Below are 14,626 nucleotides of genomic sequence, written 5' to 3'. Positions count from 1 at the left end.
AGCCCTTAGTGCTGCACATTGCCTTGCATACGACGCAGGTCGCCAATAACTGCTTCCAAAGCCCGATCAAACAGGGCTCCTTCTTCGATGAGTTTAACAGCCCCATTATGCAGGGCAACGGCCAAGGTGTAAGCGGAATACTCCTGTACCTTAATGCCACGGCGGTTGGTAAAAACCATTTTGACGCCAGCACGAATATTAGCCGCCAGCTTGGCACGACGGGGTTCATCCTGGTCCTGAATTTCTATCCACTGGCCGGGTGCGAGCTGGCTGCATTTTTTCACCAAAAAATGGTTTTCTGGCAATTCAGGAACGGTCTCTGGCTGTGCCGGTTGGGCGGGTAGTTCCGGCTCCACTGCCACCCGCTCCGTTTGCAAGCCCTTGAGCAACCGGTGGTGCACATCACGGAATTTAACCAACAACTGCTTGGTTTCCATTGCATCGTGGTTAATCTGCGTCAAGCCATCATGCAAGGTCTTCAGCAGTTTGGGGCTGAGCGTCTTGAGTTTTTCCAGCGCAGCCTGATCCCGGTGCTCCAGCACACTCCAGACCACCGCATCCACCACCTTCACCTGCTGCTGCCACAGAGGGCTATTCTCGCCCTCACGCAACCAGGTCAGATACAAAACCTGTTGCCACCCCTGGCGAAGCAACCGCACGACCACATCGGGCAGCTGTCGCCCAGCCATGCGCTTATCCAGCACCGTCACCACTTCATTGCGGGCCTGTTCTGCACGGGCCTTGCCCTCTTCCGCTTCACGGACCCGCTGCTCCACACGGTCGGAACGGGTTTTCTGATTGTCGAAAAACTGCTGGAATTCCTGCAACAACGAGGAAAACAGGCTGGCATCATCTTCGTAATCATCAATGATGCGATGCACCGCATGATTGATTCGCTGATACAGGTCATCCTGAATACCCTGCTGGGGATCCCACTGGCTGCCAGCTCTGGCCAGCATGTTCAGCAATAATCGAGCCTCGTGATTGTCGTTACTAAAGAAGGCCTTATCCATAATCGCCACTTTCAACAGCGGGATCTGCAGGCGACCAATCAGCGCCTTGATGTCTGAGGGCAGGCCTTCGTCATCCAAAATGAAGTCGAATAGCAAGGCCACCAGATTAATGACATCGTCATCAGCCTGATCCAGTGCGTGGATGGCTTCACCATGCTCATTATTGAGTAGCTCAGACAGGTCGGTTTTCAGGTCGGCACGGTCTTCGCCCTCATCCTCACCCAAACTACGCTCTACCCGCTGCAAGCGGTTCAATACGCCGAGCAGATCATCCGAACTGACCTGATGCACCGATGCCGCGTTCGCCACCGGAGCACCATTCATATAGGGCACCCCATTGTGCATAACCGCCATGGGAGCCTCACTGGCTACGCCCGGCGCGCCGCCGGACGCACCACCACCGGTGGCGCCTTGCATGCCGCGCATGGTAACCAGCAGCTCTTGAAGCAGGCCGAACATCTGGTCGTTACTGGCCCCCCCGACACTGCCCCCGGAAGGTACGACGCTGTCATTGCCCTGGTTGGCCAGCGAACGGGAACCCGGCTTGCGTGCCGGAGCGATAGGGGCGGATTTCATTTCCGGGAGCACCCCGGCATCAATCAATACCTTGTTGGCCTCGCTGACCAAATAGCCGGTTTCCGCCATGACTTCCCGCTCGAACAGCTTGAGAATGATCAGGCGAGCCCTGATATCCAATGATAACTTTTCTAACCCTTTATTAAAGCAGGCCACCATTTGACGGGGCTCAAGGGGGTTGTTGCTCTCGCTCACTTCCCGCTTGCTTTCAAATAGGTATTCAATGCGGTGGCAAAGCACCTTCAACTGCTCGTTACAGTCATTACGGGCACGGCGCGCCATGTTGTCCAGCGCCACGGAGGTTTCTAACTCGTCCTCGTTAACCAACGTCAAAGAATCCAGATCCACCGGGGTTGGCTCCAGCGCTTCAGTTTCCGGCGGCCGCGCTAGACTTAAAAATTGATGGTTGATCGCCTGCTTGAAGCTGGACACTAAACCGGACCGCTGGATACGCAACTCTCGCATGGCTTCGAAATAGCGTTCACGTTCGCTATCGGTTTGCTTCTCGGCCAGATCAAACAGCTTGTCATCGGCGCCATCCAGCATATCGCCAAGGTAGGCGGCGCTCAGAGAAAGATAGCGCGCGCACACTTTCTCAAGCGGTCGCGGCATGTTACCTGGCGCGAATTTCCCGGAAACCGGCTTTAACTGTGCGACCTTGGACATTGCTCCCCCCGGCAGGCGAACCCGCGACAGGCTGGATGAGGTATCTCGAGAACGAAGGGCTCGTGGCACCAACACTCACTTGAACAATCTAATACTTTAATACGGTAACATTCGAAACAAGTAATAATTTTGAACCAGTTGGCACTGAACGGAATCGTATGTGGGTACCCACAAAAAGCGCGCCGCTTTCCCTGCCCCGAAAATTCCCCTAGCCTAAGGCCTTTCGGGGCATTGGACGATAGTCATGGAACAGACGGTTACCATACTCAAACAGATTAGTGGTCTTCTGTGGGGATGGCCGGCGCTGATTCTCATCGCCGGCACAGGCATATACCTGACACTTATTCTTGGCTTCCTGCCTTTGCGCCAGCTGGGCTTCGGTTTTCGACAAATGTTGGGCCCCCAGCGCGGCGTGGGCACCATTGGCGCGGGCGCGGCCCTCGCCACCTCCCTCTCCGCCACCATTGGCACCGGTAATATTGTCGGCGTCGCCACCGCCATCCACTCCGGCGGCCCCGGCGCACTGGTATGGATGTGGCTGATTGCCCTGGTGGGCATGGCCACCAAATACGCCGAAGCGGTGCTTGCCGTGCACTTCCGGGAAAAAGATGCCGCCGGGCAATACGTGGGAGGCCCCATGTATTACATCAAGAATGGCCTGGGCAAGAACTGGCATTGGCTGGCCATCGCCTTTGCGGTATTCGGCATGATTGCCGGCTTCGGGATTGGTAACAGTGTCCAGGCCAACTCTGTGGCCCATGGCCTCAGCGACAGCTTTGGCCTACCGGCTTGGATCACCGGCGTCACCCTGGCGATTCTGGTCGGCATGGTGGTGCTGGGCGGCATGAAACGGATTGCCTCTGTGGCCACCTTTATCGTGCCCTTTATGGCACTGGCTTACCTGCTGGCGGGCTTGGTAGTTTTGGCAGACCACGCCAGTGCCATCCCTGCTGCATTGGCTTTGTGCTTTGAAAGCGCCTTCACCGGCACTGCCGCCGCAGGCGGTTTTGCCGGGGCTCTGGTCAAAGAGGCCATCCGCTTTGGCATGGCCCGAGGCATCTTTTCCAACGAAGCCGGCCTGGGCAGCGCCCCCATAGCCCACGCCTCCGCCAACACCGATCACCCTGCCCGCCAAGGCTCCATCGCCATGCTGGGCACCTTTATCGACACCATCATTGTCTGTTCCGTCACCGGTCTGGCGATCGTGTCCACCGGCGTGTGGGACAGTGGCGTGAAAGGCGCACCCCTTTCCGCCTTGGCATTTTCGTCTACCTTCGGCAGTGCCGGCAACATCATTGTGGCCTGTAGCCTGGCCGTTTTTGCCTTTACCACCCTGCTAGGCTGGAGCTTATACAGCGAACGCTGCACACAGTTCCTGTTCGGCAACAAAGCGATTATGCCGTTTCGTATCGTCTGGGTACTAGCTATACCCTTGGGTGCGATTGTCAGCCTGAACTTCGTTTGGGCATTGGCCGATATCATGAATATCCTCATGGCCGTGCCAAACCTGATCGCTCTGTTATTATTGTCGCCCATTGTGGTTCGGCTAAGTCGTGAGTTCTTCGCCAACCGCCCGGACTAGCCACTGACGGTTGACGGCCCCGCGATCAACCGCCATTGTCATGGCCCATTGCCCTCACCCTCAACCCTAGAGGGTGAGGGCAAGGCCGTGATCAGTAACCGTATTAAGAGATCCCATGACCATCGCCAACCTCCCTGACTACGTGCGTGACGACATCAGCCGCAATGTGACCTTTGCTCTTGAAGAAGATATCCGCGATGGCGATATCACCGCCCAGTTGATCGACGCAGACAGCACCAGCAGCGCCACCATCATTACCCGCGAAGACACGGTCATGTGCGGCACCCCCTGGGCCGACGAAGTATTCCGGCAGTTGGGCGACGTGGACGTTGAATGGCATGTCCAGGATGGCGACCGCCTCCCAGCCGAAACCACTTTGTGCACTCTGCACGGCAATACCCGCAAAATTCTCACCGGCGAGCGCACCGCCCTGAATTTCCTGCAAACCCTGATGGGTACCGCCACCACCGCCCGCCGCTACGCGGATGCCGTGGCCGGCAGCCAGGTCACCATCCTCGACACCCGAAAAACCCTTCCCGGCCTGCGCGCCGGCCAGAAATACGCCGTGCTCTGCGGCGGCTGCCAAAACCACCGCATCGGCCTCTACGACGCCTTTCTGATCAAGGAGAATCATGTGGCAGCTTGCGGCGGCATCACCGCGGCCATTGAGCGGGCTCGAGCATTGGCACCTGAAAAGAAAATCATCGTGGAAGTGGAAACTTTGGTGGAACTTGAAGAAGCCGCGGGGCTAACGCCAGATCAAATTATGCTGGATAATTTCAGTGTGGAAATGTTGAAAGAAGCGGCCGGGATGGTGATTGATTCAGCGTTGGAAGTGTCTGGTAATTTGACCGTAGAGAATGCAAGCGGACTACCTCAAAGCCGGCATTGGTTCTTGTCTTCCGGGGCCTTGACCAAGCATGTTCAGGCTACTGATTTGTCGTTGCGGTTGCAAAGTGAACCCTAGCGGGGAAATTGGCGACAACCCATTTCCAGCGTCTCCTTTAAACAGGGACACGCATAAAATTTACTGCGTGTCCCTGTTTAACGACCACTGGCTTACTGTGCAACGCTGCTCAAGCAGGGTAATGCAGCTCCCTCCCAAGCAAAGCACACATAACGCCCCCTGCCCAACAACGCCTATACAACCACTGCCCCCAACACGCTGGCCGAATACTGTCCAGCTATCCAGGCTCGCCCTGTCGCGGCAGCAAAGGCTTTTACCCTCACCAACGCCCCTAGGGCCAAAGGTTGGCGCTGCTTACGAAGCCGCATATGCCGAAGCCAGGCGTGTTGATCTATCCCTAACCGCGTCAGCACATCCGCCGCCTCACCCGAAATCGCCCCGCGCTTGCCTTCCCTCACCGCACGGCCCGTCGCATCCACCAACTGCAGATAGTCCATCAACCAAAACCCGCGCAGCGCCCCACTGTCATCAGTATCCACAGACTCGGCATCCAACAAATACGCCAAGCGAGGCGCAAACGCATCATCACCAGCCGAATCGGCGGCCAGTGCCCGACTACGCTGCTGAACCGAAGTGTAATCAGCCGCCTCGGGGGTCGACGCCATGCCCGCGCGCACCGGATTCAGGTCCACATAGGCCATACAACTCAACAGCGCCGCTTCATCCAGCAGCGCCTGGCACTTATAACGGCTTTCCCAGAAACGCCCTTTGCAGTCATCTTCCCCATTGGCTCGCCGGGCGATATGTTCATTCAAGCACTTCATAAACCAACCGAGGTCAAACAACCGCTCCCGCCACTGCGCCACACTTTCCAGCGCCTTCAACGTATCCGCCTCGCCCGTTTCACCCCGCAACCAACGCTGCACCAGCAAAGGGCCAGAAAAAAGCCGCATCCAGCGCTCAGCCACCGCCTTATCTGACCATCCCGCAGCTCTCTCCCTGTCGACTCTCAGCACCACATGGTAATGATTCGACATCACCGCATAAGCACATAAATCCACCGCAAACACATCCACCAACAACGCCAACCGCTCCACTACCCATTGGCGACGGTGCTCATAGTCCTGACCGGAATAATCGTCCTGGCCACACAGAAAGGCCCGCCGCACACAGCGACAAATGCAGTGGTAATACGGAGTGTCGTCGAGGGATACCTGAGAATAACGTGCGCGGGTCATAGAGCCTCCTTGCTTATTCAAGGCCCCAAAATACTGTCTTTACGAACAGCCAAACAGAAGAGAACAACGAAAGGAGGTGTAAGAGATAGGCTAAGTTATGCGTGTCTCATTTTTCTGTTGTCATTACGACCAGCTAAAAAGAAGAGAACAACGAAAGGTGGTGTAAGAGATAGGCTAAGTTATGCGTGTCCCTGTTTTTTGGCCTATTCAAAGAAAAGAAAGCACAAAACAGGCCAAGATTCATCAAAGCCAAAACGGCCCAAGCCATTGTTTTTATTGGGAACGAAAAACGCAGGCAAACACAAAGGTGACGCATCCGGGAACTTTTCAGCAAAATCCGGCATTTGAAAATTACTATAAATACATATAGCCAAACTTATTAAAAGCTTGCGTTAATTTTTTCTCGCGAAGAAACGTTGCCCTAAGAATCATTTCAGAAATCAATACCTCGCCCCACGCAAGAAGAAAAAAGATCACACTCACACATCAAGGATACATAGAACATAGAGATGCATGCTCAAATGAAGAATCATCATGGTAAAAATCGCACAGATCGCTCAACTGCGATTTCCATTTTTCTTCTTTTGGAATAAAGCCCTTCGAAGGCCACCATTTATTCTTCTTTATGTCAACAACAAAAGCCGACTCTTTTTCATCAGGGTAGAGAGCCACCATCATCCCATCTGAAGAAATCAAAGCACGCTGCTTGGCTTTGTTAAACTCATTATAAAGCTTTGGCTGGAGCCTCAAACGCCCTTCATCATTCACATAATAAGCATCCACTGACTGCTGCAGGACAAGTATTTGATTAATTCTACTGGCACTAACGGCAGAGGTAGAGTAACTACTTTCAACAATTACAGACCGTTTTTCTGGAATCACATCAAGAGGAAAGCCGTCAAACGAATAGTCACTCTGTAGTCCAGCACTCTGAATTACGTCAGGCGCAACATCAACCAAAGATGATAGCCTCTCAACGTCTCCACCATCACCTACCGGCGCACCTTTTTTATAGGTAAGACGAGCCAATAGGTTATGGTACTGATTAAGGGTCAAAACGCTTGTCCCATGCCCGAAAGCATCCACTTTAAAGTCACTATAAGGATTTCCTTTCTGCAACTCATCATCAACACCAGGGAACCCCTCTCCATGATCTGAAAGGACATAGACAACCGCATTCTCAAGATACCCTCCCTCCTTTAGCTTCCCCAGCAAATCTTTTAATTGACGATCAGCAAGCTCAAGCATCGAAAGATAACGCCCATAGCTATCAGGATAACTTTGATTATCCAGCTCAACACGCTTCATCATATTGCTGACAAAAGGATAGTGGGGCATACACAAGTGAGCAGCCAAAAAAACAGGCCCACCGCCCTTCAATGCTGAAACCAATTCATTATTGAACTGGTAAGGAACATACGTCACATAATTCCCCCTATTAATATAAATAAAAGGAAATATCATTTTGCCGATCCGCGTATTCGCAAAAACATTAATAAGGGGAAGGTCAGAAAATTTTGTGATCAAAAAATCTGCAGCACCAACCTTGGGGCCTACTGCCTGATCAAAGCCATAAGATTCATCAATATCATTAAACCGACGTTCATCTAACCCCCATACAGTGCGATAACCATTATTTTTAAAAATCCTAGTGATTAAATGTTTTTTATCAATATAAGAGTCATCCATTAAGTTATATCTTGCACCATTATGATAAGGATAACGACCACTGAGAATTGACACCCAGGCAGCATGAGTTCTTGCTACTGGCGTATAGTCATTCCTGTAGACTCGTCCCTTTTTCAACAGGCCATCTAAAAAAGGCATCACTTCCCTTTTTGAACCAAAGTACGACAATTCCACTGGCCGAACAGCGTCAATACCAATAATAATCACATTAGGCTTTTGGGCCACGCCACTCGCTTTCTCCCTGGGAAGCTGTGAGTGAATCAATAACCAATAAGGTAAGGAAAAAACGAAGGCGACAGCAAAAACTTGCAAGAAGAGAATCTTACGCCGAATGCATGCTAACAGTATGAGCGCAACAGTTAACAGAAAACTGGAAAATATGGCTGCATTAACCCAAGATGCAGACACCTCAAACGCCATCACAGAAACAGGGTACAACGCGCTATTAATTAAATGGATAAGGAGTATAGGCGGAGCAGCCCCTAGAGCAATCGCTTTCCATCCTTTAACGCCCAACCATTCCTCTAATCCAACGGAAACCCAGTAAATCAAAAGAGCAAACAAAACCAAAAGAGCCCATTGCATCACAAGAAAATGCGCAATATCTTCCATTAACGCCCAATTTGTGAAATTTTCCAGCATCCGCAGGAAGCTTGTGTTGATAGTTTCTACTCCTAAGGCGGCACCTGACTGTATTAGCAAGCCATACCAAAGCAGCCAAACAAGAAAAACCAAACCTACACACCGGAAAAATTGACGCATTGCTTGTCTCTTTTGCTTTTACTGATAAAACAAAAAAGGGGCACCTAAGAGGCACCCCTTTTCAAACAGTTCCGTTAGTATGTTAACGGCAGTTACCCGGCAGGTAACGCGGATCAACACCACCAGAAGGAGCAGCACAGACCCAAGTCACTGAACCGCCGCCAGTAGCAATATTCGGGGTCAGGGTAACAGTTTTACTTGCAATAGCAGCGTCATTGTTGTAAGTGATAGTGATAACACCGCTGGAGCCAACACCAACAGATTTTACGTTGTTGCCAGTGATTTTGCTGGCATCAGCAAGACCTGCTGCAGGGTTGGAGGAAGGCCACGCACCTTTTGACAAACGTGTTTCTGCAACACTGGTCTTGGCGCCGGAAGCCAGACTCAGGCCTTCAGACACCTTGGTGCGCACGGTGTAATCCTGGTAAGCCGGGATCGCAACAGCAGCCAGAATACCGATAATGGCAACCACGATCATCAGTTCGATAAGGGTGAAACCCTGTTGCATTTGCTTCTTCATTTTGTTTTCTCCAATCATTGGCAAACTTTTTTGAGCCCACCCTTGGCGAGCATCTGTGTTGTTCCAAAGCAGGGAGCGTGCCAACTTGATCTGGCTGGGGAAAAATCATTAGAAGGCGGCATTTTCTGCGCCTTAAGGCTGCATGATTGCCACAGCCTTAAGGCTAAAACAGTCCCCGCCCACCAACACAAAGCGTCACCTCCTGACACTTAACGTCACCGCCTCACTTAAGTACTGACGCGACTTGTCGGCTTTACCGGCCAGGCAATCATACACGGGGCATCATCTTATCCTTAACCTTACAGGTGCGAGCACGCCCCTTTTTTGGTTCATCGCGGATTAACGTGAAAACACCGGTTGTGCCTGATTGGTCGTAGTGTTGCCCGCATGCCTGCTTGCTGGATGCCAAATGCCTGATGCCGGATATTAAACCAGCCGCGGATACTGGGGCCCTGATGACCCGGAAGGCCAAAACAGCGCACAGGTCGTCCGTAAAAAAGACTCAATACTCGGACCTTGTCGCCCTGAGCGTGGCGGGTAGCCGAGCCGGACGCATCATGCAGCCGCCGGCGCCTGTTTTTTTCATCAGGCACCAGGCCGCTGGCGTTAGGCTCCCTGTACACCATTCCGCGGGAAAGACACTCCGTTTATATCATTACCGCCAAGCCGTGATGCACCTTTCCTCAGCCGGCACTGCTTTATCGCGGTGGAACCACCGCTCCTACAGACCAAGGGCATTGGCCCCTCTGTCGCGGCCTAAAGTCTGGGACTGTAACGGGGAGCGATGCTTACATTCGCAAAGGCTCCCGGATTGGCATGGAGTACTAGTGGTAGGCATTTCCTTCTGCACCCCACTTTACATGGCTGGAGGGCCCAGCAAACTGCGGAAATGGTTGAGAAATCAGTGGCAAGGTACTGATTTTGCGACATCCGGCCTTCCCAGCCTTGAGCACACACGGTATGTTAGGAAAAAAGTGTTGGGCGCACCGACCATACTAAGCATAAACAAGCAGGTTGCCATGACTAGCCAAACCGCCTCATTCAGCGGCTTACCGCATCGATTGATACAGCAGGGCCTGCTGGACGCCGAAAGCGCCCAGCACATTCTGCAGCAGGCCCGCCAGGAGAAAACCAGCCTGGTGCGGCAAATTGTTGCCAGCGGCAAACTCACCGCCAGGCAAGTGGCAGGCGCCGTGGCGGAAGAGTTCGGCGACCCGATTCTCGACCTGAGCAGTTTTCAGCGCGACAGCCTGATAAAGGACCTGGTCGACCCCAAGCTGATCAACAAGCATCACGTCCTCCCTCTTTATCGTCGAGGCAGCCGCCTGTTTGTTGCCGTATCAGACCCTACTAACCTTCCCGCCCTGGAAGAGATTCGCTTTAACACCGGCCTGAACGTTGAAACAGTAATTGTCGAAGAAGACAAACTGACCCAATGGATCGATGCGCTAGAGTCAGAGGCCGAAGGCGATGCTTTTGGCGATCTGGATGACGGGCTAGATAACCTAGATATCGGCGGAGGCGAAGAAAAAAAGGACGAAACCCAATCCGGAGCAGATGATGCACCGATTGTTCGCTTCGTTAACAAGCTACTACTTGATGCTATCAAGGGTGGCGCCTCGGATTTGCACTTCGAGCCTTACGAGAAAACCTACCGGGTTCGTTTTCGACAAGACGGGATTCTGCAAACTGTATCCAAGCCGCCCATCAATATTGCCAGCAAACTCTCCGCCCGCCTGAAGGTAATGTCTCGACTGGATATCTCCGAGCGTCGGGTGCCTCAGGATGGCCGTATCAAGCTGAAAATTTCCAAGACCCGGGCCATCGATTTCCGGGTGAACACCTGCCCCACTCTGTTTGGCGAAAAAATTGTACTGCGTATCCTGGACCCCGAATCCGCCAAGATGGGTATTGAAGCGCTGGGTTACGAAGACGATCAGAAACAAATGTATCTGGACGCCCTGCACAAACCACAAGGCATGATCCTGGTCACCGGCCCTACCGGCTCAGGCAAGACCGTATCGCTGTACACAGGCGTGAATATCCTCAATACACCGGAGCTCAATATTTCCACGGCAGAAGATCCAGTGGAAATCAACCTGGAAGGGGTCAATCAGGTTAACGTTAACCCGAAGCAGGGCATGGATTTCTCATCCGCGCTACGTGCCTTCCTGCGCCAGGATCCTGACGTAATTCTGGTGGGGGAGATCCGTGACCTGGAGACCGCTGAAATTGCGGTCAAAGCTGCCCAGACCGGCCACCTGGTGCTTTCCACCCTCCACACCAACAGCGCCCCGGAAACCCTGACCCGCCTTCGTAATATGGGGGTTCCCTCCTTCAATATTGCCACTTCGGTATTGTTGATTATTGCCCAGCGACTGGCACGGCGCCTGTGTGAAAATTGCAAAACACCAGTGGATGTCCCCAAACAATCCTTGCTTGAGATGGGCTTCACAGAAGAAGACATCACCAGCGGGTTTACTGTGTACGGCCCACAAGGGTGCGACAAATGCAAGAACGGCTACAAGGGCCGCGTGGGGGTTTACGAAGTGGTCAAAATCACTGACGGTATCGCGCGCATTATTATGGAAGAAGGCAACTCCATTGAAATTGCCGACCAGTGCCGGAAAGAAGGCTTTAACGACCTTCACCGTTCCGGCCTGGTTAAAGCAATGCAAGGGGTGACCAGCCTGGAAGAAGTTAACCGTGTCACCAGCGGACATTGATTATGGCGACTAAAACAGCACAACAAAAATCAGCCACTTTCACCTATGAAGGCCTGGACCGTCAGGGCAAGAAGGTTAAAGGGGAAACCTCCGGTAAAGGTGCCGCCCTGGTTCGCGCAGAATTGCGCAAGCAGGGCATCAATGCCAAAAAAGTAGTGAAAAAGCGGGAAATCAATCTGGGCGGCAAGAAAAAAATCAAGCCCATGGATATCGCTATCTTCACGCGCCAGATGGCCACCATGATGAAAGCCGGCGTACCGTTGGTACAAGCTTTCGAGATTGTTGCCGATGGCTTGGATAACCCGTCGATGAAGGACGTGGTTATGAAAATCAAGGCAGATGTGGAGGGCGGTAATAACTTTGCCGGCGCCTTGCAAAAACATCCGCTACTTTTTGATGAGCTTTATTGCAGCCTGGTTGACGCCGGGGAACAATCCGGTGCCTTGGAAACCATGCTGGACCGAGTGGCTCTTTACAAAGAAAAGAGTGAGGCACTTAAACAGAAAATCAAAAAGGCGATGAAGTATCCCATCGCGGTTATCTGTGTTGCCGTTATTGTTACCGCCATTCTGCTGATTAAAGTGGTTCCCACCTTCCAAGAGCTTTTCCAGGGCTTTGGCGCCGAGCTTCCGGCGTTTACTCAGTTTGTTATTGGTTTATCTGAATCACTACAGGCCAATTTCCTTATTATTGTCGTATCGATAATCGGTTTCGCTATTGCCTTCAGCGAGACACGCAAGCGATCCGAAAATTTCAGAAACTGGATTGATCGCACATTATTGAAATTGCCTATCATTGGCGACATTACCTTCAAAAGCACCATCGCCCGTTACTCTCGCACGCTTTCTACGACGTTTGCAGCAGGCGTGCCTCTAATTGATGCCTTGGATGCCTGCGCCGGCGCCACTGGCAACGTGGTCTACCGGAAAGCCGTTCTGCAAGTAAAAGAAGACGTCTCTACTGGTCAGCAACTTCAATTCGCCATGCGCAGCACCGGTGTCTTTCCTGCCATGGCACTACAAATGACCGCTATCGGCGAAGAATCAGGCGCCCTCGATGCCATGCTGGAAAAAGTCGCCATTTACTACGAGGATGAAGTAGACAACGCTGTAGACGGTCTGACCAGCATGATGGAGCCTTTAATCATGGCTGTGCTTGGCGTACTCATCGGCGGTCTGATTATTGCCATGTACCTTCCCATCTTCCAGCTGGGGGCAGTGGTATAACGTGTCCGAAATACTCAACCTCCTCTCGTCCAGCCCGACCCTTTTGGTCGGGCTTTGTGTTGTTATGGGGCTGCTGGTAGGCAGTTTTTTGAATGTTGTCATTCATCGTTTGCCGTTGATGATGGAGCGGAGCTGGAAGCAGGAAGCCCGCGAGATCCTGGAGCTGCCAGCGGAAGACAGTGGCGGCATTTTCAACCTGGTGACACCGCGCTCGCGCTGCCCGAAATGCAGCCATGCGATCAGCTGGTATGAAAACATTCCCGTGTTTAGCTGGCTGGCCCTGCGCGGCAAGTGCAAGGGTTGCAAAACCCCAATCAGCAAACGCTACCCCATTATCGAACTTGTCAGCGGCGTGCTCGCCGGGCTGTGTGCCTGGCACTTCGGGTATGGTCCCTGGCTGGTGTTTACGCTTTTTGCTACCTGGGTACTGCTGGCCGCCGCGATGATTGACGCAGACACTACCCTGCTGCCGGATAGCCTGAACTACTGGTTGCTGTGGACAGGCTTGTTGGCGGCCGTTATAGGCGTATCGCCGGTTTCATTGGGCGATGCGGTAATCGGCGCCATGGCCGGGTATCTTTCGCTGTGGAGTGTTTACTGGCTGTTCAAGCTGATCACCGGGAAAGAAGGCATGGGCTACGGCGATTTCAAGCTGCTGGCCGCGCTGGGAGCCTGGGTCGGCTGGCAATACCTGCCGGTGATTATTCTTTTGTCATCGGTGGTCGGGCTGGTCTTCGCTATCGCCATGATGATGTTCAGCGGCGAAAAACGCACGCAAATCCCTTTCGGTCCCTATCTGGCTACGGCCGGGTGGATTGCCCTGCTCTGGGGCGATAGTATCGTCAGCTCGTATCTGGGTATGTTTAAACTCTAACGCAGACACGCCTCGCGCAACACACATGCTCGCATCATGTGCCAGCGTGCGGCGTGATGCTTGCAAGCGGACGTGATTATGTTTGTTGTTGGCCTCACCGGTGGAATAGGTAGCGGTAAAAGCGCGGCCACGGATTATCTGGCCCGCCAAGGCATTACCATTGTGGATGCGGATCTGGCATCGCGAGTGGTGGTGGAACCAGGGCAGCCTGCCTTGCGGGCTATTGCCGAGCATTTTGGCAAGCATGTCATCGCTGACGATGGCGCCCTGGATCGACGGGTGCTTCGCGAGATTGTCTTTGCTGACCCGGACGCGCTTAAAGCTCTGGAAGGCATTACCCACCCAGCCATCGGCGATGAGCTGCGGCGCCAGATCGCCGCCAGCCAGTCGCCCTACACCGTACTGGTTTCTCCCCTGCTGCTGGAAACATCGCAAAAAGAACTGGTGGACAGGATCCTGGTCATTGATGCTCCCGCAGAGTTACAGGTGGAGCGCACGATAGCACGGGATCAGGTTCCGCAAGCGCAGGTCGCAGCCATCATGAAAGCACAGCTGGAGCGAACCAAGCGGCTTGATCAAGCCGATGATGTGGCGGAAAATCACGGCGCTCTAGAGGACCTCCACGAACAGCTGCAAGTGCTGCACCAGCGCTATATGACATTAGCAGAAGGTCGGCGGGTTACGCCGCTTCGCGGCTAACACGACCTACAGCTATCTATTTCGTAGGTCAGATTAGCCTAAAGGCGTAATCCGACATGAAACATTTGCCGCGGGCAACAGGCTTCGTTGCCACACCAAACATCATGCCTAACCACATATACGATTCGCAGTGGACAGGAGAGCATTC

The 14,626-nt window shown here is 53.1% G+C and carries 10 protein-coding genes; 6 read left to right on the top strand and 4 right to left on the bottom strand.

Features of this window, described 5'->3' with window-relative positions; genetic code table 11:
- Window positions 1-5: 5 nt before the first annotated feature.
- Entirely contained in the window at window positions 6-2,255 is a 2,250-nt protein-coding gene (locus ABNH10_RS14155) for a DUF1631 domain-containing protein (RefSeq protein ID WP_288368002.1), read from the bottom strand.
- 244 nt (window positions 2,256-2,499) lie between these two features.
- On the opposite strand from ABNH10_RS14155, the gene ABNH10_RS14150 reads away from it, so the two are divergent.
- Window positions 2,500-3,837, top strand: a complete 1,338-nt coding sequence (locus tag ABNH10_RS14150) for an alanine/glycine:cation symporter family protein (RefSeq protein ID WP_349386544.1) — start codon at window positions 2,500-2,502, stop codon at window positions 3,835-3,837.
- Between the two features lie 115 nt (window positions 3,838-3,952).
- Window positions 3,953-4,804, top strand: a complete 852-nt coding sequence (gene nadC / locus ABNH10_RS14145; RefSeq protein WP_349386543.1) for a carboxylating nicotinate-nucleotide diphosphorylase — start codon at window positions 3,953-3,955, stop codon at window positions 4,802-4,804.
- 173 nt (window positions 4,805-4,977) lie between these two features.
- Here nadC and ABNH10_RS14140 read toward each other — a convergent pair whose 3' ends face one another.
- From ABNH10_RS14140 to ABNH10_RS14130, 3 genes are all read right to left on the bottom strand, one after another.
- A complete protein-coding gene (locus ABNH10_RS14140; RefSeq protein ID WP_349386542.1) occupies window positions 4,978-5,982 on the bottom strand; it encodes a transposase in 1,005 nt (334 codons plus the stop codon).
- A 486-nt stretch (window positions 5,983-6,468) separates the two neighbouring features.
- The gene (locus ABNH10_RS14135; protein ID WP_349386541.1) at window positions 6,469-8,433 is read right to left on the bottom strand and encodes a sulfatase-like hydrolase/transferase; all 1,965 of its coding nucleotides are present in this window, start codon (window positions 8,431-8,433) and stop codon (window positions 6,469-6,471) included.
- Between the two features lie 82 nt (window positions 8,434-8,515).
- The gene (locus ABNH10_RS14130) at window positions 8,516-8,971 is read right to left on the bottom strand and encodes a pilin (RefSeq protein ID WP_349386540.1); all 456 of its coding nucleotides are present in this window, start codon (window positions 8,969-8,971) and stop codon (window positions 8,516-8,518) included.
- Between the two features lie 1,001 nt (window positions 8,972-9,972).
- On the opposite strand from ABNH10_RS14130, the gene pilB reads away from it, so the two are divergent.
- The 4 genes from pilB (at window position 9,973) to coaE (ending at window position 14,478) form a co-directional block, all read left to right on the top strand.
- Complete coding sequence (gene pilB, locus ABNH10_RS14125; protein WP_349386539.1) at window positions 9,973-11,679, top strand: type IV-A pilus assembly ATPase PilB; 1,707 nt, start codon at window positions 9,973-9,975, stop codon at window positions 11,677-11,679.
- A 2-nt stretch (window positions 11,680-11,681) separates the two neighbouring features.
- Window positions 11,682-12,905 (top strand): type II secretion system F family protein, encoded by a 1,224-nt coding sequence (locus ABNH10_RS14120; protein ID WP_349386538.1) that lies wholly within the window; start codon window positions 11,682-11,684, stop codon window positions 12,903-12,905.
- A gap of 64 nt (window positions 12,906-12,969) precedes the next feature.
- Window positions 12,970-13,779, top strand: coding sequence for a prepilin peptidase (locus tag ABNH10_RS14115; protein ID WP_349386537.1), 810 nt, complete (start codon window positions 12,970-12,972; stop codon window positions 13,777-13,779).
- A gap of 78 nt (window positions 13,780-13,857) precedes the next feature.
- Window positions 13,858-14,478, top strand: a complete 621-nt coding sequence (coaE, locus tag ABNH10_RS14110; protein WP_349386536.1) for a dephospho-CoA kinase — start codon at window positions 13,858-13,860, stop codon at window positions 14,476-14,478.
- The last annotated feature ends 148 nt before the right edge of the window (window positions 14,479-14,626 follow it).

Source organism: Alcanivorax sp., assembly GCF_040119285.1.
In the GTDB taxonomy this organism is placed as follows: domain Bacteria; phylum Pseudomonadota; class Gammaproteobacteria; order Pseudomonadales; family Alcanivoracaceae; genus Alcanivorax.
Note: the sequence above shows the minus strand (reverse complement) of the source record. Positions and strands in the feature narration are given on the sequence as shown.